20 protein-coding genes are annotated in these 25,379 nt (G+C 71.7%); 9 read left to right on the top strand and 11 right to left on the bottom strand.

Translation table 11 applies throughout. The annotated features are described in order from the left end of the window. The first annotated feature begins 60 nt into the window (after positions 1–60). Positions 61–2,481 carry a SpoIIE family protein phosphatase gene (locus tag ACFWPS_RS27110; protein ID WP_383708936.1) on the top strand — a complete coding sequence of 807 codons (2,421 nt, stop codon included), beginning with the start codon at positions 61–63 and terminating at the stop codon, positions 2,479–2,481. Here the strand turns inward: ACFWPS_RS27110 and ACFWPS_RS27105 are convergent. Continuing rightward, entirely contained in the window at positions 2,467–2,670 is a 204-nt protein-coding gene (locus tag ACFWPS_RS27105; protein WP_383708934.1) for a hypothetical protein, read from the bottom strand. The two genes, ACFWPS_RS27110 and ACFWPS_RS27105, sit on opposite strands and share 15 nt — an antisense overlap. Positions 2,671–2,841: 171 nt before the next feature. Here ACFWPS_RS27105 and ACFWPS_RS27100 point away from each other — a divergent pair, with 171 nt between their 5' ends. Then, a complete protein-coding gene (locus tag ACFWPS_RS27100) occupies positions 2,842–4,215 on the top strand; it encodes a cryptochrome/photolyase family protein (protein ID WP_383708932.1) in 1,374 nt (457 codons plus the stop codon). Between the two features lie 97 nt (positions 4,216–4,312). Next, entirely contained in the window at positions 4,313–4,753 is a 441-nt protein-coding gene (locus ACFWPS_RS27095; protein WP_383708931.1) for an SPW repeat protein, read from the top strand. 75 nt (positions 4,754–4,828) lie between these two features. On the opposite strand, the gene ACFWPS_RS27090 is transcribed toward ACFWPS_RS27095, so the two are convergent. Genes ACFWPS_RS27090 through ACFWPS_RS27080 form a run of 3 tightly spaced genes read right to left on the bottom strand, consistent with a single transcriptional unit; the run spans position 4,829 to position 7,131 of the window. Beyond that, positions 4,829–5,116, bottom strand: a complete 288-nt coding sequence (locus tag ACFWPS_RS27090) for an SRPBCC domain-containing protein (protein WP_383708929.1) — start codon at positions 5,114–5,116, stop codon at positions 4,829–4,831. Further along, positions 5,089–5,601 (bottom strand): GNAT family N-acetyltransferase, encoded by a 513-nt coding sequence (locus tag ACFWPS_RS27085; protein ID WP_383708927.1) that lies wholly within the window; start codon positions 5,599–5,601, stop codon positions 5,089–5,091. The genes ACFWPS_RS27090 and ACFWPS_RS27085 overlap by 28 nt, the downstream gene beginning before the upstream one ends. A 60-nt stretch (positions 5,602–5,661) precedes the next feature. Beyond that, positions 5,662–7,131, bottom strand: a complete 1,470-nt coding sequence (locus ACFWPS_RS27080) for an APC family permease (protein WP_383708926.1) — start codon at positions 7,129–7,131, stop codon at positions 5,662–5,664. 140 nt (positions 7,132–7,271) lie between these two features. Here ACFWPS_RS27080 and ACFWPS_RS27075 point away from each other — a divergent pair, with 140 nt between their 5' ends. Both ACFWPS_RS27075 and ACFWPS_RS27070 read left to right on the top strand, forming a co-directional pair. Then, complete coding sequence (locus tag ACFWPS_RS27075; protein WP_383708924.1) at positions 7,272–8,459, top strand: ROK family protein; 1,188 nt, start codon at positions 7,272–7,274, stop codon at positions 8,457–8,459. Positions 8,460–8,571: 112 nt separating this feature from the next. Further along, the gene (locus tag ACFWPS_RS27070) at positions 8,572–11,319 is read left to right on the top strand and encodes a sugar-binding domain-containing protein (RefSeq protein ID WP_383708922.1); all 2,748 of its coding nucleotides are present in this window, start codon (positions 8,572–8,574) and stop codon (positions 11,317–11,319) included. Here ACFWPS_RS27070 and ACFWPS_RS27065 read toward each other — a convergent pair. Further along, positions 11,306–12,739 (bottom strand): hydrolase, encoded by a 1,434-nt coding sequence (locus ACFWPS_RS27065; protein WP_383708920.1) that lies wholly within the window; start codon positions 12,737–12,739, stop codon positions 11,306–11,308. The genes ACFWPS_RS27070 and ACFWPS_RS27065 overlap by 14 nt on opposite strands. Before the next feature lie 217 nt (positions 12,740–12,956). Between ACFWPS_RS27065 and ACFWPS_RS27060 the strand changes: the two genes are divergently transcribed. Continuing rightward, positions 12,957–13,220 (top strand): GlsB/YeaQ/YmgE family stress response membrane protein, encoded by a 264-nt coding sequence (locus ACFWPS_RS27060; protein ID WP_383708918.1) that lies wholly within the window; start codon positions 12,957–12,959, stop codon positions 13,218–13,220. 94 nt (positions 13,221–13,314) lie between these two features. On the opposite strand, the gene ACFWPS_RS27055 is transcribed toward ACFWPS_RS27060, so the two are convergent. The 3 genes from ACFWPS_RS27055 to ACFWPS_RS27045 all read right to left on the bottom strand — a co-directional run bounded on the left by ACFWPS_RS27055 (position 13,315) and on the right by ACFWPS_RS27045 (position 16,101). After that, positions 13,315–14,091, bottom strand: coding sequence for a GNAT family N-acetyltransferase (locus ACFWPS_RS27055; RefSeq protein WP_383708916.1), 777 nt, complete (start codon positions 14,089–14,091; stop codon positions 13,315–13,317). Between the two features lie 73 nt (positions 14,092–14,164). Continuing rightward, complete coding sequence (locus tag ACFWPS_RS27050; protein ID WP_383708914.1) at positions 14,165–15,019, bottom strand: GNAT family N-acetyltransferase; 855 nt, start codon at positions 15,017–15,019, stop codon at positions 14,165–14,167. Positions 15,020–15,372: 353 nt separating this feature from the next. Then, positions 15,373–16,101, bottom strand: coding sequence for a chaplin (locus tag ACFWPS_RS27045; protein WP_383708912.1), 729 nt, complete (start codon positions 16,099–16,101; stop codon positions 15,373–15,375). Positions 16,102–16,382: 281 nt separating this feature from the next. Between ACFWPS_RS27045 and ACFWPS_RS27040 the strand changes: the two genes are divergently transcribed. Then, complete coding sequence (locus tag ACFWPS_RS27040) at positions 16,383–18,008, top strand: alpha/beta hydrolase (protein WP_383708910.1); 1,626 nt, start codon at positions 16,383–16,385, stop codon at positions 18,006–18,008. Between the two features lie 3 nt (positions 18,009–18,011). Here the strand turns inward: ACFWPS_RS27040 and asnB are convergent, their stop codons facing one another. Further along, the gene (asnB, locus tag ACFWPS_RS27035; RefSeq protein ID WP_383708908.1) at positions 18,012–19,850 is read right to left on the bottom strand and encodes an asparagine synthase (glutamine-hydrolyzing); all 1,839 of its coding nucleotides are present in this window, start codon (positions 19,848–19,850) and stop codon (positions 18,012–18,014) included. A gap of 323 nt (positions 19,851–20,173) precedes the next feature. Further along, on the bottom strand, positions 20,174–20,953 hold the full coding sequence (locus ACFWPS_RS27030) for an alpha/beta fold hydrolase (RefSeq protein WP_383708905.1): 780 nt from the start codon (positions 20,951–20,953) through the stop codon (positions 20,174–20,176). Positions 20,954–21,121: 168 nt separating this feature from the next. Between ACFWPS_RS27030 and ACFWPS_RS27025 the strand changes: the two genes are divergently transcribed. Continuing rightward, on the top strand, positions 21,122–22,216 hold the full coding sequence (locus tag ACFWPS_RS27025) for a chemotaxis protein (RefSeq protein ID WP_383708904.1): 1,095 nt from the start codon (positions 21,122–21,124) through the stop codon (positions 22,214–22,216). 66 nt (positions 22,217–22,282) lie between these two features. Beyond that, positions 22,283–23,308, top strand: a complete 1,026-nt coding sequence (locus ACFWPS_RS27020; protein ID WP_383708902.1) for a Gfo/Idh/MocA family protein — start codon at positions 22,283–22,285, stop codon at positions 23,306–23,308. Here the strand turns inward: ACFWPS_RS27020 and ACFWPS_RS27015 are convergent. After that, the gene (locus ACFWPS_RS27015) at positions 23,298–25,325 is read right to left on the bottom strand and encodes a phosphocholine-specific phospholipase C (protein WP_383708900.1); all 2,028 of its coding nucleotides are present in this window, start codon (positions 25,323–25,325) and stop codon (positions 23,298–23,300) included. The genes ACFWPS_RS27020 and ACFWPS_RS27015 overlap by 11 nt on opposite strands. Positions 25,326–25,379: the final 54 nt, after the last annotated feature.

Here is a 25,379-nt window from a genome sequence, read left to right as displayed (position 1 = left end):
TTGCGCAATCATCACAAACCACCACATCCCGAGTCCGGCACGGATGTGCCCGAGGTGAGGATGCGCGACATCACCTTCGACGACCGCGGCGAGCTCCCGGAGCCCGGGGGCGAGGCGGAGGTCCTGCTGAACGCACAGGGCCGGGTCGTGGCCTGGGGCCCGGGCGCCGAGGAACTGCTCGGCCGGCCGGCGCGGGCGGTGCTGGGCCGGCCCGCGGCCGAGCTGCTCCACGACCCGGCCGATGCCGCGCACGTCGTCCGGCGCTGGGCGGAGGGTGTCCGCCAGGGACCGCTGGCGCTGCGACGGCGCGGCGGAGAACCGGTCCACGTCCAGGTCTGGGTGCGCCCCCTCACCTCCGCGGACGGCGAGCAGCGGTGGCTCGTGCAGGGGGCGGGTGCCGAGTCGTACCGCACGTACGAATTCGGTCGTGCCCTGCTGCAGGGACTGTTCACCGACATCCCCTTCCACATCGACCTCTTCGACACCCGGCTGCGGTTCGTCGCCCAGAACCTCGCGCAGCGGCGCGCCGGGGTGTTCCGGGATGCCGCGTACAGCGGGCACACGATGCGCGAGATGGCCCCGCCCGGTCTGCTGGACCTGGACGCCCTGGAGGAGCGGCAGCGGCGGGTGCTGGAGACCGGCGAGGCGCTGCTCGACACCGAGGTCGTCGGCCATCCCGTACCCGGTTCGCCCAACGACTACGTGTGGTCGGAGTCCATCCTGCCGCTCAGGAACCCGGCCGGGACGGTGATCGCGCTGGCCCATGTGATCTCCGACGTGACCCAGCGGGTCCGCTCGCGTGAGCGGCTGGTCCTGGCCAACGAGGCCGGCACCCGGATCGGGACCACCCTGGATCTCTGGCAGACGGCCCGGGAACTGGCCGAGGTATCGGTGCCGTGGTTCGCCGACGCCTGCCATGTCGACCTGCTGGACTCCGTCTTCTCCGACGGGGAGCCCGCCGACGACGCACGGCCGCGCCACCCGGTGCTCCGCCGGGCCGCCCGCGGCGGAGCCGTCGAGGACACGGACACCGAGGGGGCTCCGGCGGTGCGGGTGGGCGAGCTCGACACGGCGGCGACGGCACCCGGCTCACCGTTTCTCGACGCCCTGGCCAAGGGTGAGCCCGTGCTCCTCGCGGACGAGCAGCTGCGCCCCGGCACCGCGGGCCCCCGCCTGCCACCGGGCGCCGGCCCCGGAGTCCACTCGTGGCTGCTCGTCCCCATGCTCGCCCGGGGTGTCGCCCTCGGCACCGCCGTCTTCATGCGCTCCCGCAGCCCCCGCCGGTTCGAACCCGAGGACGTGCTGCTCGCCGAGCAGATCGTGACCCGCACCGCGGTGTGCGTCGACAACGCGAGCCGCTACCACCGGGAGCGGACGACGGCCCTCACCCTCCGGCGCAGTCTGCTCCCCCAGCGGCTGCCGTCGCCGTCGGCGGTACGGACGGCGTCCCGCTATCTGCCGGCCAGCGAGCACACCGGGCTGGGCGGGGACTGGTTCGACGTGATCCCGCTGTCCGGGGCGCGGGTGGCGCTCGTGGTGGGCGATGTGGTCGGGCACGGCCTGCAGTCGGCGGTGACCATGGGCCGACTGCGCGGCGCCGTACGCACCCTCGCCGATCTCGACCTGTCCCCGGTGGAGCTCCTCGCCCACCTGGACGAACAGATGAACCGGTTCCTCGACGAGCGCGGCGACGAGGTGTCCCTGGTGACGGGGGCGACCTGCCTGTACGCGGTGTACGACCCGGTGTCCCGGCTGTGCCAGCTGGCGCGCGCCGGTCATCCGCCGCCGGCGGTCGTCTCGGTGGACGGCGCCGTCGACTTCGTGGACCTGCCCGGCGGCCCGCCCCTCGGCCTCGGCGGTGTCGTGTTCGAGGAGCGCGAGATTTCCCTGGACGACGGTGACCTCCTGGTCCTCTACACCGACGGGCTGCTGGAGTCCCGTGCGCAGGACTTCGACATCGGGCTGCGCCGGATGCGCACCACCCTCTCCCGCACGCCCGCGTCGGCCGCACCGCAGGAGGTGTGCGACACGCTGGTCCGCGAACTGCTGCCGCCGGGCCACCAGGACGACGTGGCCGTCCTGGTGGCCCGGATGACCGGTCTGGCCGCGGACTCCCATGTCACCTGGGAGATCGAGGCGCACGAGAGGATGGTCGGCCGGGCGCGGGAGCTGACGGCGTGCCAGCTGGCGCGGTGGGGGCTGGCGGAGGAGTCGTTCACCACCGAGCTGATCGTCAGCGAGCTGGTGACGAACGCGCTGCGGTACGGCGGTGCGCCGATCACGCTGCGCCTGATCCGGGACCGCGGCCTGATCTGTGAGGTGTCGGACGGCAGCAGTACCTCGCCCCATGTGCGGCGGGCCCAGGAAACGGACGAGGGCGGTCGCGGTCTCTATCTCATCACCCAGCTCGCGCAGAACTGGGGGACGCGGTACGGAGAGCGGGGCAAGACCATCTGGGCCGAGCAGTCACTCCCCGGCTGACGCGCCCGCCGCCGACGGGGGCCGGTCGTCGTCCGGGCCGGGTACCACGACCAGGAAGGCGTCCGTGCCGAGGTCCATCACCATGGTGGCCCGCCCGCCCCGGGCCCGGCACTTCGCCGCGTACTCCTCGGCCGGCCACGAGCCCCGGGGAGCCCCGGCGGGAAATCGCTCCAGCACCCTCGCGCCCATGGCGACCTGCACCTCCCGAATCGGTTCCGCCTCTCCGTGCGGCTGCCCCGGATCGACGCGGACATGCCGGAAACGCCGGAACGGCGCCGGCAGCGGTCCGCCGCCGGGGCGCGGGGAAGTGGGAGCGTGGGGCCTTCGCAGCCTCCCGCCGTACCACCCCGGAGCCGCCCCGTGAACGTCTCGGTCGTCCTGTTCACCGCCGACCTGCGCCTGCACGACCAGCCGCCGCTGCGGGCCGCCGTGGACGGCTCGCGCGAGGTGGTGCCGCTGTTCGTGCGGGACCGAGCGGTGGACCGGGCCGGCTTCGCCGCACCCAACCGGCTGGCGTTCCTCGCCGACTGCCTGCGCGAGCTGGACGCGGGGCTGCGCGAGCGCGGCGGCCGGCTGGTGGTGCGTTCGGGTGACCTCGTCGAGGAGGTGTGCAAGGTGGCGGCCGAGACGGACGCCGGCGCGGTGCACCTGGCGGCGGACGTGAGCGGGCATGCGCAGCGCCGGGAGGAGCGGCTGCGCCGTGCCCTGGAGGCGGACGGCCGGCGGCTGCACGTCCACGACGCGGTGACCGCGGCGGTCCCGGCCGGCGCGGTGACTCCGGCCGGCTCGGAGCACTACGCGGTGTTCACGCCGTACTTCCGGCAGTGGTCGCGGCAGCCGCTGCGGGAGGCGGTGGCCGCGCCGCGCCTGGTCCGGGTGCCGGACGGGGTCGGGTCCGAGCCGCTGCCGGACCGCGACCGGCTGTCCGGCGTGTCGGCGGGCCTGGCCGCCGGTGGCGAGACGGAGGGCCGCAGGCGGCTGGCGGCCTGGCTGCGCGAGGGTATCGGGTCGTACGAGGACCGCCACGACGACCTGGCCGGCGACGCGACCTCCCGGCTCTCGCCGCACCTGCACTTCGGGACGCTCTCCCCGGTCGAGCTGGTCCACCGGTCGCGGAAGGCGGGCGGCCCGGGCGCCGAGGCGTTCGTGCGGCAGCTGGCGTGGCGGGACTTCCACCGGCAGGTGCTGGCCGCGCGGCCGGCGGCGGCCACGGCCGACTACCGTACGAAGCACGACCGTTGGCGCACCGGGCCTGCCGCCGACGAGGACGCCGGGGCATGGCGTGCGGGGCGTACCGGCTACCCGATCGTCGACGCGGCGATGCGCCAGCTGCGGCACGAGGGCTGGATGCACAACCGGGGCCGCCTGCTGACCGCGAGTTTCCTGGCCAAGACGCTGTACGTCGACTGGCGGGTGGGCGCCCGGCACTTCCTGGAGCTGCTGGTCGACGGGGACGTGGCGAACAACCAGCTCAACTGGCAGTGGGTGGCGGGCACCGGCACCGACTCCCGCCCCAACCGGGTCCTCAATCCGGTGGTCCAGGCGAGGCGTTACGACCCCGACGGCGCGTACGTCCGGCGCTGGGTGCCGGAGCTGGCGGGGCTGCCGGGGGCGAAGGTGCACGAGCCGTGGAAGCTGGACGGCCCGGAGCGGGCCGCGTTCGACTACCCGGAGCCGATCGTCGATCTTGCGGACGGCCTCGCCCGCTTCCGGCGGGCCCGGGAGCGCGACTGAGCTACACATAAAGAAGAAATAAGAGCAGAATGTTGTCTAGTGGCGCATACCGCATGCACCAGACGCGGTCAGGCCTGCAAGTCAAAGGAGACGAGTCATGGCCAACGTCTCGCACGGCAGAAGTGACATATCCAGCCACCCCGATGTCTCCGAGATGCGGGAGCGCTACGCCCGCATGCTCGGCGGCCGTGATGTGGCGCTCGTGGACGGACCGGTGTTCCTGCTCGGTCTGTACTGCGCGGCGTCCCCGTGGATCCTCCACTACACGGCGAGCCAGCCCGCGCTCGTGGCCCACAACCTGATCATGGGCATAGCGATAGGCCTGCTGGCACTGGGCTTCACCAGGGCCCCGGAGCGCATGTACGGCCTCAGCTGGGCCATGTGCGCCATCGGCATCTGGATGATCATCGCCCCCTGGGTGGTCGGCACCAGCCCGGACAAGGGCGTCATCATCAACAACGTCATCATCGGCGCGCTGGCCCTCTGCCTCGGGCTGGTGTGCGCCGCTTCGGCGGCCAAGCGGACGCCTATGACCTAGGCACACCGGCATCCCCTGGAAGGGAGGACGCGGGGCCGGTCCGATGACGGCGGACCGGCCCCGCCGCACGTCCGCTCAGTGGCCGGGGACCAGCCAGGGCTCCTGCGGGAGCGGGCTGCCGGTCTCGATGAGGGACTTCAGGTCGGACAGCACGGCAGGCCAGCCGGACGAGACGGCGCGCAGTTCGTCCTCGTCGCCCAGGCCCTCGTGGGTGACGGTGAGCTTGACGATGTCGGCGTGCGGCCGGATGTCGAAGGTGACCCGGGAGCGCCGGTCCGGCTCCCCCTCGCGTTCGGGCGCGGCCCAGGTGGCGACCAGGCGGGTCGGGCGCTCGCTCAGTCGTTCAGGTCGAACGAGATCCACACGTCCGGCGGCAGCTCCGGCCGGCCAGGCACCGGGCGTGGCTCCTCCGTCCAGGCATCGCCCGCGGCCTCGGCCGCGACCCGCCGCCAGAAGGCGACGGCGCCCGGGTTCTCGTACTGGAAGGCGATCTCCCAGCGGCCCGGATGGCGGGTGAGGATCTCGTGTACGGCGGCCACGCCGATGCCCGTCCGCCGTGCGCCGCGTACCACGAAGAAGCTGTTGAGCACCCGCACGGGCGAGCCGAGCGCCCGGACGAACGCGAAGCCGACCGGATGCTCGCCCCGCACGAAGAGGTAGGGCGCCCAGTCGGGCGAGGAGAAGGCGTCCTCGACGCGGTCGTCGCGGAACGAGCCGTCGGGCCTCGGCAGGAGCTCACGGAACTCGGACAGGTCGTGGCGGAACATCAGCCACAGACGCTCGACGACGGGTCGGTCCCCGGGGACGGCAGGACGGACGACGACGTCCGCCTCGGTGAGTTCGGTCATGAAAAAAGCCTCACCCGACGGGAGTTGGCCGTCGGGTGAGGCTTACGTGTGGTGGCGAGCCTACACCACGACCGCCTCGTCGGGCGCCAGATACTCCTCGCTGATCTCCTTCGCTCCGAACGGCCACACCTTCTCCAGCCGGGCCCAGATCAGGAACGCCACGCAGCCGAGGGCGAGCCAGGCCAGGGACCACTCGATGGGGTGACGGCCCGGGGAGTTCCGGTCGGCGTAGCCGTAGATCACGCACCAGCCGGCGAAGGCGACGATGCTCGGCAGCGGGTAGAGCCACATGCGGTACGGCCGCTTCAGCGCCGGCTGCCGGCGGCGCAGCACGGTGAGCGCCACGATCTGGGCCAGCGCCTGGACGATCACCATCACGGTGGTGAGCAGCTGGATCAGGGTCGCCAGGTCGGTGTGGCGGCCGATCAGGAAGCCGATCGCGGTGATCACGCCCATGGTCGCGAGACCCAGCATCGGGAAGCGGTGCTTCGGGTGCAGCTTCCCGTAGGGGCGGAAGAAGACCCGGTCGCGGGCGGCGTCGTAGGGCACCCGGGAGCCGCCGAGCAGGCCGGTGAAGACCGAGGCGAAGGCCGTGATCAGGATCAGCACGGTCACCGTGTCGGCGGCGCCCCTGCCCCAGGTCTTCTCAAGGACCGCCGAGGCCACGGAGGTCGAGGCGATGTCGTCCGGGTTGGTCATGCGGTGCCAGTCGATGACGCCGAGCGTGCCGATCTGGAGCAGCAGGTAGATCGCCATGATGCCGAGGATCGAGAAGAGGATGGAGCGCGGCAGGACGCGGCCGGGGTCCTTGATCTCGGCGCCCATGTAGGCGGTCGTGTTGTAGCCGAGGTAGTCGTAGATGCCGATGGTCAGGCCCGCGGCGAAGCCGAGCCAGAAGTGGTCACTGGTCAGGTCGAAGGCGTGGGCCGGGTAGGTGAAGGCCAGGTGCGGGCTGAAGTCGCTCGCCGCGGCGGCGATCACCAGCAGCACCGAGGCGATCATCACCGTCCACATGACGGCGGTGATCCTGGCGATGTGCTCGATGCCGCGCCAGAGCAGGAGTACCACCAGGGCGATGACACCGAGCCCGATCAGGTCGCCGGAGGTCTGGCCGAGGCCCGGGGCGAGGTAGCCCAGGTACTGGACGAAGCCCACCACGCCCGTGGACATGATCAGCGGGATGAAGAGCATCGCCGTCCACACGAACAGGAACGGCATCAGGCGTCCGGTGCGGTACTGGAAGGCCTGGCGCAGATAGACGTAACTGCCGCCGGAGCCGGGCATCGCGGCGCCGAGTTCGGCCCAGACGAGGCCGTCGCAGAGCGCGAGCAGCGCGCCCGCGACGAAGCCGATCACCGCCTGCGGTCCGCCGAACGCGGCGACCATCAGCGGGATGGTCACGAACGGACCGATGCCGCACATCTGGCTCATGTTGATGGCGGTGGCCTGGAACAGGCCGACGCGGCGGACGAAACCGCCGGTCGGCGGGGCACTGCCCGAGACGACGGGACTACCGGGACCAGCAGACATGGGGGCTCCTGAGCGAGACACGGGGGAAGCGGGCGAGGCGCGTACGACGGGCGGGGGCCGACTCGGCGGGATGGCCGATAAAGTTAAGGAGCCTTACTAGATGCGTCAAGTATGCGTCGGGAATCGGTGAGAATGGTGTGATGGCCGCCAGCGACGTCGAAGAGCAGCAGGACCAGCCCTGGAGCCGGCAGCGCCTGCGCAGCACCAACGAGCGGCTACTGCTGGACCGGCTGCGCATGCTCGGTTCGGCCTCGCGCGCCCAACTCGCCCGCGACACAGGGCTGTCGAAGCCGACCGTGTCCAGCGCGCTGGCCGCTCTGGAGTCCGCGGGACTGGTCCACGAGGTCGGCACCCACGCCCCGGAGCGCGGCCGCACGGCCGTGCTGTACGCCCCCGATCCGGCGGCCGGGTACGCGCTCGGCGTCGACGTCGGCCGGAGCTGGCTGCGGGTGGCGGTCGCCGATCTCGACGGCACCCTGGTCGCCCGCTCCGACGTGCGCAACCGGGCCCGGGGGTCGGTCGCGATGGCCGACCTGCTGGTCACGACCGCCCGGCAGGTCGTCGCCAACTCGGGGGTGGACCCGGCCGAGGTGGTGCACGGGGTGGTGGGCACGCCGGGCGTGTACGACGAGCGGCAGCGGCGGGTGCGGTACGCGATGCATCTGCCGGGCTGGGGGCGCGCGGGCCTCTTCGACCGGATGCGCGAGGAGCTGGGCGTTCCGCTGGAGGTGCACAACGACGCCAATCTCGCGGCGCTCGGCGAGTACACGTTCGGCGCCGGAGCGGGCAGCCGGCTGTTCGCCTACATCATGATCGGCACCGGACTCGGGATGGGTGTCGTCAGCGAGGGGCGGCTGTTCACCGGGGCGCACGGGCTGGCCGGGGAGATCGGCTTCCTGCCCTGGCCGGGGCAGCAGCGGGGAGCCGAGCGCCTGGAGGACGCGGTGTCGGGGGTCGCCGTGGTCGAGACGGCGCGGCGGCTGGGGATGACCGGGCAGCTCACCGCGAAGTCCGTGTTCGACGCGGCCCGCCAGGGCGACCCGGCCGCCGTCGAGGCGGTACGCCTCGAGGGCGAGCGGATCGCGCACACGGTGGCCGCGGCCGCGGCCGTGCTCGACCCCGACCTGGTGGTCCTCGGCGGCGGTGTCGGCCACAGCGTCGACCTGTTGCTGCGCCCCGTACGGGAGCATCTGCGCGCCCTCACACCGCTGCGCCCGAAGCTGGCGCCCAGCCGGCTCGGCGAGGACGCGGTACTGCTCGGCGCGGTGGCCACGGCCCTGGGCACCGCCCGTGACCTGGTGTTCGAGCGCAGGTCGGGCGCTTCCTGAGAACGGCGGCACCAACTCGCGCGGGCACCACGGTGATTGACACGGCCTCCGCGGCACCCTAGCTTGAGCCGGGTTAGTAAAGTTTCCTAACTTTACGAGCCTGGAGACCATCGTGTTCCCTCGCCGTGCCCCCGGACACCGTCTCGCCGCGGCCGCCGTGGCCCTGGGACTGCTCTGTTCACTCAACACCAGCGCCTGGGCCGGGGCCCGCGACCCGGCCCACGGGCAGGCCCGGATCACCCGTGTGCCGTCCGCCGCCGGGTCCGAGACCCCGCTGTCGGGCTACGCGATCCGGTCGACGGCCGAGGTGGGCGACTCCGCGTCGGCGGTCTCCTCCCCCGGCTACCCGACGCAGGGCTGGTACCCGGCGGGTCCCCGCTCCACGGTCCTGGCCGCACTCCTCGCCGACGGCGTCTACGCCGACCCCTTCGTCTCCACCAACCTCCAGAAGATCCCCAAGTCGCCCTTCCAGGTCCCCTGGTGGTACCGCAGCGACTTCACTGTCACGGACCCCTCGCACCGCACCTACCTGGACTTCAGCGGGGTGATCTCGGCGGCCGACGTGTACGTGAACGGCCGTCAGGTCGCGACCACCGCCGACGTCACCGGCGCCTACACCCGTCACGAGCTGGACGTCACCTCGCTGGTGAAGGCCGGCACCAACACGGTCGCCTTCCGCATCCAGCCCAACAATCCGAACAAGAACCTCACCATGGGCTGGCTCGACTGGCTCCAGCCCCCGCCCGACCAGAACATGGGCATCGTCCGTGACGTCCTGGTCCGGCGCGGCGGCCCGGTCGCGCTGCGCGACGCGCACGTGGTGACGAAGCTCGCGGTGCCGTCCCTCGCGACGGCCGACCTGACGGTGAAGGCACAGGCCCGCAACGACTCGGACGCGCCGGTCACCACCGAGGTCTCCGGCACCGTCGCCGGGGTGCCCCTCACCAGGTCGGTGGAGCTCGCGGCGCACCAGAGCAAGACCGTCACCTTCACCCCCGCCGACACCCCGGGGCTGCACCTGACCTCCCCGAAGGTGTGGTGGCCCGCGGGGATGGGCAGCCAGCCGCTCCACGACCTCGACCTCACCGCGTCCGTCGGCGGGACGGCTTCGGACACCGCCCACGAGACCTTCGGCATCCGGGACGTCCGGGCCCCGCTGAACTCCGACGGCGCCCGCCAGTACTCGATCAACGGCCGGCGGCTGCTGATCAAGGGCGGCGGCTGGTCACCGGACGAGTTCCTGCGCTGGGACCGCACCTATGCCGAGGACCGCCTCAAGTACGCGGTGGACCTGGGCCTCAACGCCATCCGCCTTGAAGGCCACATCGAGCCCGACGAGTTCTTCGACCTCGCCGACCGCCTCGGCGTCCTCACCCTGCCCGGCTGGGAGTGCTGCGACAAGTGGGAGGGGCAGACCAACAGCGGCGAGAGCGGCGAGAAGTGGACCGCCGCCGACTACCAGGTCGCCCAGGCCTCGATGGCCGCCGAGGCCGCCCGGCTGCGTGACCACCCCAGCGTGATCTCCTTCCTGATCGGCAGCGACGCCGCGCCCGACGCGAAGATCGAGAAGAACTATCTGGACGCCCTGGCCGCCGCCGACTGGACCGTCCCGGTGGTCCCCGCCGCCTCGGACAAGTCGGCTCCCCAGCTGGGCAGTTCGGGCATGAAGATGACCGGCCCCTACGACTGGGTCCCGCCGGGCTACTGGTACGCCAAGCGCGAGGGCGGCGCCACCGGCTTCAACTCGGAGACCAGCGCCGGCCCGGACATCCCCACCCTCGACACCCTGCGCCGGATGATGACCCCGGCCGAACTCGACACCCTCTGGAAGAACCCGGACGCCAAGCAGTACCACCGCTCGCCGTCCGCGACCTTCGGCACCCTGAAGATCTACGACGCCGCCCTCACCGGCCGTTACGGCGCCCCGACGAGCCTCACCGACTACGTCCGCAAGGCCCAGCTCGCCCAGTACGAGAACGTCCGCGCCCAGTACGAGGCGTACGGCCGCAACCAGACCGACGCCTCGAAGCCGTCCACCGGGGTCGTGTACTGGATGTTCAACAGCGGCTGGACGTCCCTGCACTGGCAGCTGATGGACCGGTACCTCGACCAGGGCGGCGCCTACTTCGGCGCGAAGAAGGCCAACGAGCCCCTGCACGTCCAGTACTCCTACGACACCCGCTCGGTCGTCGTGCTGAACAACCGGCACACGCCGGCCTCCGGGCTCACCGCGCGGGCCACCCTCTTCAACCCCGACGGCACCGAGAAGTACGACAAGACCGTCACCGGTGTCTCGGTCCAGGGCGACGGCGCGCACACCACCGCACTCACGCTGCCGGCGTCGGTGACCGGGCTGTCGTCCGCCTACCTGGCACGGCTGGTCCTCACCGACGCGGACGGGAAGGAGGTGAGCCGCAACGTCTACTGGCTCTCCACCAAGCCGGACACCCTCGACTGGGCGAAGACCGACTGGTGGCACACGCCGACGACGAGCAGCGCGGACCTGAGGGGGCTGTCCTCGATGGCCCAGGTACCGGTCACCGCGACGGCGTCGACGACGGACGCCGACGGCACGTCGACCACCACGGTCACCGTCCGCAACACGGGCACCGGGAAGACCCCGGCCCTGCTGACGGACGTCCATCTGGTCGACGCGAACGGCAGGCCGGTGCTGCCGGTCCGGTGGTCGGACAACGAGGTCAGCCTGTGGCCGGGCGAGTCGGCGACCCTGACGGCCACCTACCGGACCGTCGACCTGCACGGCTCGACACCCCGGGTGCGGGTCTCCGGCTGGAACGCGGTGGAGCGGACGGTTCCGGCGGGCCTGCCGGAACCGTCCGTCCCGCTCAGCTCACGTTGAGCGCGGTGTCGTCGACGACGAAGGACGTCTGGAGGGTCGAGCCCTCGACGCCGGTGAACTTGATGGTGGCCGTGGTGCCGGCCAGGGAGGAGACGTCGAAGCTCTTGAGGACGTATCCGGAGGCCGCGTTGAGGTTGGAGTACGTGGCCAGGGTGGTGGATCCGGCGGTGACCGTCAGCTTGTCGTAGGCGGTGCTGGTGGTGGTCTCCGCGGTGTCCACGTGCAGATAGAAGCTGAGCGTCGCGGAGCAGCCGGACGGAATGGTCACCGACTGGGACAGCGTGTCGGTGTGGGCGGACCCGTAGCCGTCGAGCCAGGCCTTGTAGGAGCCGGTGCGGGCCGCCTCGCTGCTGGAGCTGGTGATGACACCGCTGCTCGCGGTCCAGGTGGTGTTGCCGGACTCGAAGCCGGGGTTGCCGAGGAGCTGGGCGGAGGTGCAGGTACCACCGCCACCCCCTCCGCCGCCCCCGCTGCTGCCGCTGCTCGCGCCGGTGAGCCAGGCGGTGGCGTTGAGGGCGAGGGCCGCGTTGGTGGCGCCGCTGTCGTTCCAGCCGTCGTACAGCGTGTTGCCGGACTGGCCGGTGCCGTCGTCGATCGGGGAGCTGTCGCCCCAGAACGCGACCCGCCCGCTGCCGAAGGTGCTGGTGGCGAAGAAGGCGCCGGTGTTGCCGGAGTAGCCGCTGCGGTACACCAGGCCCTTGACGGCGGAGTTGTCGGAGGGCTTGAGGGTGGCGGTGGTGCCGTCGGCGATCAGGCTCTTGGTGACGGTGCCGAAGGAGCCGTTCAGCACCGGGTCGCTGCTGTCGCTGATGGCGGCCGGGTAGCCGGAGCTGATGTCGAGCGAGTCGATCGAGAAGCCGAACGGGTCGGTCGAGTCGACGCTGTTGTTCGTCATCAGGTCGTTGAGGATCTCGACGGCGTCCTCACCGTCGCTGTTGCGGTCGGCCCCCGTGTGGTCGGAGATCATGAAGAGTCCGCCGCCGTTGTTCACGAAGTTCATGATCGCCGTCTTCTCGGCGGTCGTGAACAGCGTGTTCGGCTCGGGCAGCACCAGCGCGTCGAAGTTCGACAGGTCGGTCGTCGACGAACCGCCGTAGGTGAGCGCGCTCGTCGCGGTCTTCATGCTGTAGCTGCCGGTCTTCTGGAGGGCGACGCCCCACGAGGAGAGAGCACCGGTCCAGTCCGTCTCCGAGGACGGGGAGGAGTCCTGGGCGAGCGGGTCCGGCTTGCTGGTGGAGATGATCCAGTCCGCGTTGCCGGCCTCCTCGGCGTGGCCGTCGTCGAACAGGACCCGGTAGGTGGTGGCCGCGTGAGCGGGGGCGGCCGCTGTGCCGACCTGGAGGGCGGCTCCCGTGACGAGCAGTGCGAACCCGGCCAGGGCGGTGGTGAGTCTGTGGCGGGATCTGCTGGATCCAAGCATCCGGCGAACCTCCATGAGGGGGTGGGGTAGAGGCGGTGCGGGCGCCAACTCTGCGCGCGTAGAACGTGCTTGAGATTTCTACACGCGTCGACTCATTGAAAGGTACATGGCATGTCGGGTCGGTGAACAGAAAACCGCTGTAACAACCGGACGGGACTGCCTCCGGACTGAGCGGGCAGATTGGACAGCAGCGGGGTACAGACGAAGAGGGGCGGACATGGAGATCTCGGGCATCATCAGCGCCATCGTCATCGGACTCATCATCGGTGTGCTGGGGCGCCTGGTCGTCCCCGGCCGCCAGCACGTCGGTGTCCTGTGGACCGTCGTCGTCGGCATCGTGGCGGCCCTGCTGGGTTCGGCGATCGCGGCGGGCTTCGGCGTGGCCGACACCAAGGGACCCGACTGGATCGAGTGGTTCATCCAGATCGCACTGGCTGCGGTGGGGATCGCGGCACTGGACCGCACCAAGGCACGCCGGTGACCGGAGCGCGCCTCGCGGGCGGCGGGACCGCACCGAGTGGTGCGGCCCCGCCGCGCGGGCACACCGCCCGGCGGCAGCTGGCCTGCCGGCCCGTTCAGAGCGGAGACAGGTACGGCGTGGTCGTGGTCAGGGCATGGAAGCCCAGCCGCTCGAGGATGGGCCGGCTCATCGGCAATGCGTCCACTTGGAGGTACCGGCAACCGTGAGCGGCGGCGACACGGGCCCGGTGGGCGACCAGGGCACGGTACACACCACGCCCGCGCCACCCTTCCACCGTGCCTCCGCCCCACAGTCCGGCGAACCGCGCCCCCGGTACCAGTTCGATCCGGGCGGCGCTGACCGGCTCGTCCCCGGCGAGCGCGACCAACGCGACCACGCTGTCCGGCTGCTCGGCGAGTCCCGTCAGCAACCGGTGGCGCAGCCGCGAGCCGTCCGTGCCGAAGGCCTTCTCGTGTACGTCCACGACGAGTTCGACGCCGGCCCGGTCCGTGACGGGCACCACCCGTACGCCGTCCGGCAGCCCGGCGTCGAGGCTCAGCCGGGCGATCTCCCCGACCATCAGCGTCTCCTCCGGCTCCGGCGTGAACCCGGCCGCGGTCAGCCGGTCACCCAGGTCCGACGGCTGGTCGTGGCCGTAGAGCTTCCACTCGAACTCGCGCCCGCGGGCGGCGAAGAAGTCGACCTGCTCGGCGATCGCACGATCCGCGGTCGCCTCGTCGAGGTCCGACCAGAGAACGCCGTTCCATCCCTTGGCGTCCGCCACCTGGCGCACCACCGCACCCACGCGCTCGATCCGGGCGCCGGGCCCGTCGGGCCGGGCGCCTTCACGCATGTCGCGGTCGTACAGGGCGAGCACGGTTTGATGATCCATCCGGGCACTCCACCATCCGGACGCGAGGGCGGCAACAGAATTACCGTGGTCCGCCGACCGCCCGGGGTGACGGTCAGCCCAGTTCGAGCGTCGTGACTCCGAAGACCCGCTCGCGGGCGTGGTCGCGGACCGGGCCCGTGTACATGCGGGCGGTCTCGAACGAGGGGGTGAAGCCGGCCGCCTCGGCGAGGGCGACGCCGGCCGTGCTGGTCTCGGGTACGTCGATGGCGACCTGGCTGCCCGCCGCCTCGGCGGTGAGGGCGGTGAACAGGGCGCGGGCGTCCTCGGCGGTGTCGGCGAAGAGCGGGCCGATGCGCAGGGTGTCGCGGCCGGGGCGGAGCACGCCGTAGCCGGTGAGGCGGTCGCCGTCGTGGCGGACGAGCGCCTTGTGCCCGGGGCCGGTCAGCCAGGCGGCCACGAAGCGCGGCCGGTCGGCCGGGCAGCAGGCGCTGTCGTACGCCGTGACGGCGGCCAGGTCGGCGGCGCGGGCCGGCCGGACGCCGGCCGGGGTCTCGGCGGCGGGGGCCGCGCCCACGAACCGGGCGGTGCGGTGGGCGAGTTCGAAGCCGGACTGGCGGTAGTTGTCCTGCTGGGCCACCACGCCGTCCAGGCCGACGGTGCGGTTGCCGGCGTGCGCGAGCGCGGTCTTCCAGGTGGTGAAGCCGTGGCCCTGGCCGCGCAGGTCGGGGCGGACCAGATACCAGCCGAGGAAGGCGTAGTCGGCGCCGTAGTTGACGACGGAGATGGCCGACACCGGTTCGCCGTCGACCCGGCCGACGAAGAAGCCGTCGGGGTCCTGGGCGAAGAAGGCGGTGGTGTCGCAGAGCCCGGGATTCCAGCCCTCGTCCGCCGCCCAACCGACGATCACCGGCCAGTCGTCGGGGGTGGCCCGGGTGACGACGAGGTCCTGGGGGGCCGGAGAGGTCATCGATGCGCTCCATTCCGTAGCGGGGTCCGACCGCGCGGCGACCGGCGCCGCGCGCCCGCAGCATCCTTCCCGATCACCGGGCGCCGTGCCACGACGGGATCAAGCCGTTGACGTGCACCACGAGCGACGTACAGGCCGAGCGACGCACCCCACAAGCGACGCGCACGCCGAGCGACGCACCCCACAAGCGACCTGGTCGGCGGCGGCGTGCTCGGCGAGGCGTGCCGGTGCACGGGGCGACCGTCCGGCGCGGGGGCCGCCGGGCACGTGCACGGCGCAGGCCCCACCGGTCGGGTCCGGTGGGGCCTGCCGATGCGCGGGGCGTCAACCGGCCCTGGTAACACGTCGGCCGGTCAGCGCGTGCGGCCCGGGCGGAAGCGCCGGTGCAGGGCGGTCCCGGCGAGCAGCAGCGCCGCGCTGCCCGCCACGGCGGCGCCGGTGAGGTCCGTGCCGGTGTGGGCGAGGGTGGCCTCGGCCGGCGGCGCGGCGGGGTGGTGCGTCTTGGGTACCTCGTGGGTCTTCGGCGGCGCCTTGGTCGGCGGCTCGGGAGCGGGGGGCTCGGTCGGCGGCTTGACGGTGGGCGGCTCCTGGATGGGCGGCTCCTGAGTGGGCGGCTTCGGCGGGCTCGGGTGGTCGCCGGAGGTGTTCACGCAGGTGTTGCCGGCCGCCGGGTTCAAGAGCCCGACCACGTTCACGGTGTTCCCGCACACGTTCACCGGGACGTCCACCGGCAACTGGATGCCGTTGCCGGAGATCACCCCGGGCGAGTCCTTCTCGGCGCCCTGCGCGGACGCGCCACCGGACGTGGCCGAGCCGCCGGGAGCGCCGTGCCCGGCGTCGCCGCCCTTGTTCACGCAGGTGTTGCCGGCCGCCGGGTTCAAGAGCCCGACCACGTTCACGGTGTTCCCGCACACGTTCACCGGGACGTGCACCGGCAACTGGATACCGTTGCCGGAGATCACCCCGGGCGAACCGGCCGCGATTCCGTCCGCGCCCGCGTCGGCCCAGGCCGGAACCGCCACGGCCATCGCACCGGAGGCGGCAGCGACGGCGATCACACCGTTTCGGGTAACCCGTTTCATAGGTTCCCTGCCTTCCAGACATGATTGCGGGCGCTCGCCCGCAACGGTTAAAACGCATACGAACCATGTGAGTTATGGCTTATCCACCTTTCACCCCATCGAGTGACACTGATGTCGAACCGTCAGCAAAAGTATGCAAGGGCATCGAAACGGGATGATCGCGCGGAGAATACGGCGCCCAGGCTCGCCCCGCCCGCCGGGAGGCGGGCCCCGCGGAGCGCGCTTATGGTGAGCGAAAGCCCTGTACCCGGTCCGCCACGGAGCGTCTCTGGAGGCCCTCGATGCCTGCCGTGCCCCGTACCCGGCCCGTCCTGCGGCGCTGCGCCGGCGCCGGTGCCGTAGCGCTGGCCCTGCTGGGCTCCGGGCTGCCCGCCACCGAGGTCGCGACGACGGCGGCAGCGGCGGGTGACAGGCAACCGGACCTGACCCGGTTCTACCGGCAGAAGGTCCGGTGGACGGCCTGCAAGGACGGCGAGCTGCCCAAGGACATGCAGTGCGCCAAGGTCACCGTTCCCCTCGACTACGCGCGCCCCGCAAAGGGCACCCTCGATCTGGCGCTGTCCCGCTACCGGGCGACCGGGAAGTCGCAGGGCTCGGTGCTGCTCAACTTCGGCGGTCCCGGCGGCTCGGGTGTCAGTCAGCTCGGACAGGACGGCAAGGAGTTCATGAGCCTGACCAACGGCTACGACGTGGTCGGCTTCGACCCGCGCGGGGTCGGCCGCTCCTCCCCCGTGAGCTGCGGTGACGGCCCGGGCCAGTCCTCGGACGGCGCCGACGCCGACGAGCCCCCCGACGCCGCGCATCCGCAGGCCCTGATGAAGGCGCTGAAGCAGCTGACGGTGCGCTGCACCAGGAACTCCGGGCCCGTGCTGCCCCACATAGGCACCGTGAACGCCGCCCGGGACCTGGACGTCATCCGCCAGGCGCTCGGCGACCGGAAGCTGAACTACCTGGGCTTCTCCTACGGCACCAAGCTCGGCGCGGTGTACGCGGCGCAGTTCCCGCACAACGTGGGCCGGATGGCGCTGGACGGTGTGGACACGCTGACCGAGTCGCTGGCCGAGCAGGGGGTGGCCGGTGCCCGTGGGCAGCAGACGGCGCTGGACGACTTCCTGGACTGGTGCGCCACCGACCTGGGGTGCCCGTTCGGGCAGGACCGGCGCAAGGCCGGCGAGGCGGTCCTGAAGCTGGTGCGCTCCCTGGACGAGGACCCGGTGCCCTCCGACTTCGGCGGCCCGTTCACCGGTCAGGATCTGGTGGACGCCATCGGGCAGGGGCTGTACGGCAAGGAGCTGTGGACGAAGCTGGAGCGGGCGCTGTCCTCACTGGTCGACGACGGGGACACCCGGGGGGTGCAGAACTTCGCGTCCGGCGGCGCCGCGCTGCCGGTCGGGCGGGGGCACAACGGCGGGCTGGTGAACAGCTCGGACATCCCCGTGGACAACCTGTCGGCCGCACTGATGGCGATCAACTGCGCCGACGACCCGGACCGGCCGAGCGCCCGGCAGCTCACCGCGGACGTCGCCCGGCTGCGCAAGGCCTACGAGCAGGCGTCCCCGGTGTTCGGCCGGTTCCGGCTGACACAGGTCCTGCTCTGCTACGGCCGGCCGCGCGGCACGGACTTCATCCGCGACGAGGTGAAGGACGTGTCTTCGGCACGGATGCTCCTTGTGGGCACTCGTGGTGACCCGGCGACGCCGTACAGCTGGACGGTCAAGACGGCGAAACGGCTGGGTCCGTCGGCCGTGGTGCTGGACAACAGGGGCGACGGCCACACCGGGTACACGTCGTCCAGGTGTGTGCGCGCCAAGGTCGACGACTTCCTGCTGTACGGCACGCTGCCTGCCGACGGCAGCTCCTGCCCGGCGGACGGTGACGGCGGCGCCGTCACCGACTCGTCGGGCTGAGGCTCAGGTGAGGGTGAGCTCCGGGTCGTAGAGGTCGAGCCACTGGGCCAGGTCGAGGGTGCGTTCCAGGCCGCGCCGGTCGGCCTGGGTGCTCAGTTCGCTCCGGTGGGCAGCCCGGTCCGCCTTCTCGCGGTCGACGAGGTCGAACACCCGGTGGTCGGGCCGCGCCAGCAGGTCCTTGACCTGGTCCTGGAGGGCACGGCCGTACTCCGGATCCTGGGTGGACGGGTACGGGCTCTTGACCCGGTCGTACACGGACTGCGGGAGGACGTCCCGGGTGGCCTCGCGCAGCAGGGTCTTCTCGCGGCCGTCGAAGGACTTGAGGGACCAGGGCGCGTTGTAGACGTACTCGACGAGCCGGTGGTCGCAGAACGGCACCCGGACCTCCAGGCCGACGGCCATGCTCATCCGGTCCTTGCGGTCGAGCAGGGCGCGGACGAAGCGGGTGAGGTGCAGATGGCTCATGCGGCGCATGCGGTACTCGAAGTCGCTCTCGCCGTCGAGGCGCTGGATGCCGGTGACGGCGGAGTGGTAGGCGTCGGCGACGTAGTGCTCCAGGTCCAGGGACTTCGCGAGGTCCGCGCGCAGGACGTCGGAGTCGTCGCCGAAGTGCCGGGCGAACTGGAAGAGCCAGGGGAAGGTGTCGGCGGTGCGGGCACCCTCGTCGAAGAACTGCAGGTAGCCGCCGAACACCTCGTCGGCGGACTCCCCGGACAGGGCGACGGTGGACTGGTCGCGGACGGCCCGGAACAGCAGCAGGAGCGAGGTGTCCATGTCGCCGAACCCGGCCGGCAGGTCGCGGGCCCGGATCACCCGCTCGCGGACCGCGGGGTCGGCGAGGCTGGCCACGTCGAGGACGATGTCCTGGTGGTCGGTGCGGGCGAGCCGGGCCACGTCGTGCACGAAGGGCGTGTCGGGGGTGGAGCGGAGCTCGTCGGCGACGAAGTTGTCGGTCCGGCCGACGAAGTCGACGGCGAAGCTGCGGACCTTCTCGCCGTGCACGGCGAGCTGCCGGGCGGCGAGGGCGGTCATGGCGGAGGAGTCGAGACCGCCGGAGAGCAGGGTGCAGCGGGGCACGTCGGCGACCAGTTGGCGGCGCACGATGTCGTCGAGGAGTTCGCGGACGGTGGCGACGGTGGTGTCGCGGTCGTCGGGGTGCGGGCGGGTCTCCAGGCGCCAGTAGGCCCGGGTGCGCAGGCCGTCGCGGTCGACGGTGACGACGGTGCCGGGCTCCACCTCGCGCATGCCCTCCCAGACGGCGTGCCCAGGGGTCTTGACCATGGTGAAGAGCTCGCGCAGCCCGTCCAGGCCGACCCGGGGGCGGACCAGCGGGTTGGCCAGGATCGCCTTGGGCTCGGACCCGAACAGGACGCCGTCCGGGGTCGGGTACAGGTAGAAGGGCTTGATGCCCATGCGGTCGCGGATCATCACGAGCTTGTCGTGCCGGCCGTCCCAGACGGCGAAGGCGTACATGCCGTTGAGCCGCTCGGCGACGGTGTCGCCCCACTCCACATAGCCGCGGAGCACGACCTCGGTGTCCGAGTCGGTGGCGAACTCGTGGCCCCGGGCGGCGAGTTCGCGGCGCAGCTCGGTGAAGTTGTAGGCCTCCCCGGAGTAGACCATCGCGACGGTGCCGTCCGGGGTGCGGACGGTCATCGGCTGACGGCCGCCGGGCAGGTCGATGATCGCGAGCCGGCGGTGCCCCAGGGCGGCGGGCCCCTCGCTCCAGGTGCCCCGGTCGTCGGGACCGCGGCAGGCCATGGTCTCCGTCATTGCATCCAATGCGCGCGTCTCGGTGGTGAGGTCACGGTCGAAGGAGACCCAGCCGGTGATGCCACACATGCGCTACCTCCTGCTGCCGGTCAGCCGGGCCATGCGCGCCACCTGCGGTTCCGCGGCGCAGGCAATTGCCCGAGCGAACCACTTGTATTCAGCACCTATATAACGAGCGTGCGCCCGGGATCCCGGTCGGTCAACCTGGCCGTAACACGAACGGAGTACCCCACCCCCGATTTCGGACGTGTTTTGCCCACGCGAGGGCCGCGAACCCGCCCCACTTCTGGCCCCGTCCGCCCGGAACCGGCCAAGCGCAAAAAGTTCCCCAAACGGGTCGGCGCCGCGGCTTTCGCCGGGCGCCGGTCACCTGGTGCTGTCGGGGGCTCGCGCTACGCGGCCGGTGTCAGGAACCGGTCCAGCGTCACCGTCAGCTCGGCCGGCCGCTCCACCGGGAGCTCGTGGCCCGCGTCGATGATCCGGACCTCCGCGTCCGGGTAGGCCTTGGCCATCCGCAGCATCTGCCGCACCGGCAGCTGGATGTCGTGGTAGCCGTGCACGATCAGGGTGGGCGCGGTGATCTCGCCGACCCGGTCCAGGACGTCGAAGGCCCGCATCGCGCCGTACAGCGTCATGACGACCTCACGCGGGGTGTCCGCGGACGCGCGGACGTACTCCCGGATCTGCTCGCGCGGGTAGCCGGGGGCGAAGGCGCGCTGGATGTTGGCGGCGACGAACAGCTTGAACGGCACCAGGGTCGAGGCCGCCATCAGCAGTCCGCGTCCGCGGCTGTACGTCATCCGGCCGATGGAGTCGACCAGGACCATGCGCTCGACCCGCTCGGGGTGGGCCAGCGCGAGGGTCTGGGAGATCATGCCGCCCATGGAGTGGCCGACGGGTACGAAGCGGTCCACCTCAAGGTGGTCGAGGAGGGCGACCACGTCCTGGGCCAGCTCGGCGACGGTCTTCACCCCGGCCCCGGTGCTCTCGCCGTGGCCGCGCAGGTCGAGCCGGATCACCCGGCGACGCCCGGCGAAGTGCGCCATCTGATGGTCCCAGCGGTGCCGGTTCGCGGTCCAGCCGTGGATGAACACCAGGGGCGCGGCACCGCCGTCACGGGGGCCCTCGTCGTCGTACGTCAGTGCCGCTCCGTCGACTTCGAACTGCGGCATGGGGGCCTCCTGGGGCGTGATCCGGTTACTGCCGGGTACGGTAACCGGCCGTCCCGCCCCCCGTCACCGGCCCGCGGGCCTCAAGACGGTTACAGCGCACCCAGGTCCTGACACCCCTGCGGAATTACCCCAAATGCCGCAATGGCGAATCGGTCCTATGGTGCTGATATGGAGCACGCACTCAGTCCTTCGACCCTTGCCGAGCTGCGCCGCCCGCGCCCCTATCCCGCCGTCTCCGTGCTGACGCCGACACACCGTCGTGAGCCCGACAACGCCCAGGATTCCGTCCGGCTGCGCAATGTCGTGGCCGAGGCGAAGAAGCAGCTGGAGTCCGATCCCGCGGTCACCCGGGACCGCCGCTCCGACGTCGTCAGGCAGCTCGAACAGGCTCTCGCCGAGGTCGACCTGACCTACACCGAGGACGGTCTGGTGATCTTCGCCGCGCCGGGTGAGCACCAGGTGTGGTCGCTGGCCCGCAGCGTGCCCGAGCGCGTGGTGCTCTCGGACACCTTCCTGACACGCAACCTGGTCTCGGCGCACGCCGCCGAGCGGCCGTTCTGGGTGCTGTCGATCTCGGCCGACCGCATCACGCTGTGGAACGGCGGGATCGACCGGGTCACCGAGAGCCGGTCCGGCGGTTTCCCGATGACCCGCCCACCGGTGAACTTCGACGCCGAGCGCCAGGAACAGATAGGCGACACGCCCAGCACCTTCCGCGACGAGGGCACCAAGCACTTCCTGCGCGACGCCAACACCGCGATGGCCTCGCTGCTGCGCGAAGAGCCGAGGCCGCTCTACGTCACCGGCGAACAGGCCGCCCTCTCCCTGTGGGAGGAGCTCGGCAACGTCGCCAGGCACAGCATCCCCGTGCGGCACGGCGGTCTCTCGCACGCCGGACCGGAGACCGTGTGGCAGGCGATCACCCCGCTCCTGAAGGCGGAGTCCCGTCGGAGCACCGCGTCGGTGTCCCGGGAGCTCGAATCCGCGCGCGGTCACAAGACGTTCGCGGCCGGTGTCGACGAGGTCTGGCAGAACGCCCGCGAGGGCCGCGTGCGGCTGCTCGCCGTCGAGGAGAACTACCGCACCACGGTCCGCGACGACGGCGACCACCTGGTCCCGGCCGCGAGTGGTGACCTCGACGCGCGCGACGACATCGTGGACGAGATCGTCGAGCAGTGCCTGGAGACCGGCGCCGACGTCCGCTTCGTCCCGGACGGCACCCTGGGCGACGAGAACGGCATCGCCGGCGTGCTGCGCTACTGACGAGCCCCTCCCCCGGCCGACGTAGGCTCTGGACCGTGATCGTCGGCCGAGAGGGAGTGTGTGGGCGTGGCTGAGTTGCTGGGCGTCGCGGTTCTGGGTGCCGGACACATGGGAGCCGACCACATACGCCGACTCGACCAGGTGGTGAGCGGCGCGAGGGTGGCGGCGGTCGCCGACCCCGACCTCGACCGTGCCAAGGAGGCGGTGGCCGGGCTGGACGACGTCACCGTGCACGCGGATCCGCTGGCCGCCCTGGACGCGCCGGGTGTCGACGCGGTGCTGATCGCCTCCCCCGGCCCGGCGCACGAGGAGCCGCTGCTCGCGGCCTTCGGGCGCGGGCTCCCGGTGCTGTGCGAGAAGCCCATGGTGCCGGACTCCACCGGTGCGCTGCGGGTCGTGGAGGCCGAGGCCGGGCTCGGGCGCAGGCTGGCGCAGATCGGGTTCATGCGCCGCTACGACACCGAGTACCGGCGCCTGAAATCCCTGTTGGACGGGGGCCGTCTGGGCCGCCCGCTGATGCTGCACTGCATCCACCGCAACGTGTCCTCGCCCCCCGGCTTCACCAGCGCCATGCTGATCGACAGCTCGGTGTCGCACGAGATCGACGCGGCCCGCTGGCTGCTCGGCCAGGAGCTGACCGCGGTGACCGTGCTGCGGCCGCGGCCCTCCTCGGACGCCCCCGAGGAACTGCTCGACCCGCAGCTGGTCCTCTTCGAGACCGACGGGGGCGCCCTCGTCGACGTCGAGGTCTTCGTCAACTGCGGCTTCGGCTACCAGGTGCGCTGCGAGGCCGTCTGCGAGCAGGGCAGCGCCCGGATCGGCGAGGACCACACCATGCTGGTCACCTCGGCCGGCGGCGCCCGCGAGGAGGTGGCCCAGGACTACCTGGTGCGGTTCGCCGACGCCTACGACCGCGAGGTGCAGACCTGGGTGGACGCCACCCGGCAGGGCCGGGTCACCGGACCGAGCGCCTGGGACGGCTACGCCTCCTCCGTGGTCGCGGAGGCCGGGGTCCGGGCGCTGGAGAGCGGCGGCCGTACGACCGTCGGGCTCGCCCCGCGCCCGGACCTGTACGCGGACCTCAGCCGCTGACGCTCGCGGCGCCCGTCTCCAGATGGCCGGTGAACCGGCGCGACCAGGTCGCGTCGGAGTCCACCGTGATGGTGAAGTCGTACCAGCCGCCCTGGTACGCGACGGCGTTGAAGTAGTCCTCGGTGGAGGATCCGGCGGCGACCTGGTACGTCCAGGGGCCGTCGGTGCGGTAGTTGTTCGAGGTGATGGTGAACTTCACCGACGACGAGCCCGAGTTGGCCATCTTGAACCAGATGGCGAGCTTGCCGGAGCCGGGCTCCACGGCGTAGCGGGTGCTCACCTCGGCGGACTTGCCGGCCTGGGTGGCGTCGCCCTGGAAGCGGCGCAGGAAGCGGTTGGGGCCGGTCATGGTCAGGTCGTACTTGCCGGCGCCGTTTCCGGTGCCGATGTCGAAGTAGTCGGAGGCGGTGCCCCCGGCGGCGACCGTGTACTGCCAGGGCGTGGTGTCCCGGTAGGCGTTCGGGTGGATGGAGAAGTGGGCCGCCCGGGTCGCCGGGGTGCCCTGGTTGGCCATGGTGAACCAGGCGCGGATCGTGCCGGCCGTCCCGAACTCCAGGTGGTCCAGGTAGCCGCCCGGCTGGTAGGGCAGCGCGCGGGCCGGGCGGGTGCCGGACTCCTGGGCGGGCAGGGCGTTGGTGGTGGGCACCGGGTTGGGCAGCGGGCCGCAGGTGGAGTAGCCGATGACGCCGGTCGCGGGCAGGGAGACGGCCCCGTGGACCGGGTTGGCGAAGTCGAAGACGCCGGTCAGGTCGCCGCTCACACCGCGTCGCCAGGCGCTGATGTTGGGGCAGTTCGCGGGCTTGCCGAGGGCGGCGGTCCAGGTCTCGAGGAAGCGCAGTACCGAGGTGTGCTCGAAGACCTCTGAGGAGACCCAACCGCCCCGTGTCCAGGGCGAGATGACGATCATCGGGACCCGGAACCCGAAGCCGTACGGCACGCCGTTCAGGAACTCACCGGCCGTGCCGGCGGGCGGGGCCGGGGGCGGTACGTGGTCGAAGTAGCCGTCGTTCTCGTCGTAGTTGAGGAACAGGACGGTCGAGTCGAAGACGTCCGCGTCGGCGGCGAGGGCCTGGTAGACCAGGTTGACGAAGTGGGCGCCGTCGCCGGGCGGGGCGTAGGGGTGCTCGGAGAAGGCCTGGTTGGCGACCACCCAGGAGACCTGCGGGAGGGTGCCCGCGAGCACGTCGGCTTTGATGGCGGCGGCGATGTCGTCGGGGGTGGAGCCGGTCACCGCCGGGACGGAGGACATGCCCCGGTCGTGGAGGGGGTTGCCCGCCTTGGCGTTCGCGAAGTTCTTGAAGTAGGCGCAGCCGTTGTCCCCGTAGTTGTCCTGGGCGTTCTGGTAGACCTTCCAGGTCACTCCGGCGTTCTGCAGGGCCTCGGCGTAGTTCTGCCAGGTCAGGCCGGACTCGTCACCGCCGTCGTAGCTGGCGGAGTCGACCTTGCCGCTCCACAGGTAGGTGCGGTTGGGGCCGGTGGCGCTGAGGGTGGAGCAGAAGTAGGCATCGCAGATCGTGTAGTTGTCGGCGAGCGCGTAGTGGAAGGGGATGTCGGAGCGGTCCAGGTAGCCGAGGGAGCGGACGCTGCCGACGCCCGCGACCCAGTTGTCGAGGCGGCCCTTGTTCCACGCGGAGTGCTGGGAGGACCAGGAGTGCGGGAGGTCGCCGTTGCACTGGGCGAGCGTCTCGCCGTCCTTGCCGCCCGCGTCGGGGGTGGCGCTGAGCTTCCACGGGTACTGGCGGCCGGAGCCGTTCGGCTGGTCGAAGACCGGATGGCCGCCGCTCAGGGTGATGCCGCTGCGGTCCGCGAAGCCGCGGACGCCCTTGAGGCGTCCGAAGTAGTGGTCGAAGCTGCGGTTCTCCTGCATGAGGATCACCACGTGCTCGACGTCCGAGATCGTGCCGGTCGCCGTGCTCTGGGCCGCGGCCGCGGTCCGTGGGCCGGCGGCGCCGACCGCCATGCCCGCCGCCACGGAAGCGCCCAGTCCCACGAAGCCTCGTCGGCTGATCGGTGTCATTCGCCCCGTCCTCGTCACCGGTGCGCCCGGGCGGCGCACCGCGCGCAAGGCTGC

Source organism: Streptomyces sp. NPDC058457 (assembly GCF_042720695.1).
Classification (GTDB): Bacteria; Actinomycetota; Actinomycetes; order Streptomycetales; family Streptomycetaceae; genus Streptomyces.
Note: the sequence above shows the minus strand (reverse complement) of the source record. Positions and strands in the feature narration are given on the sequence as shown.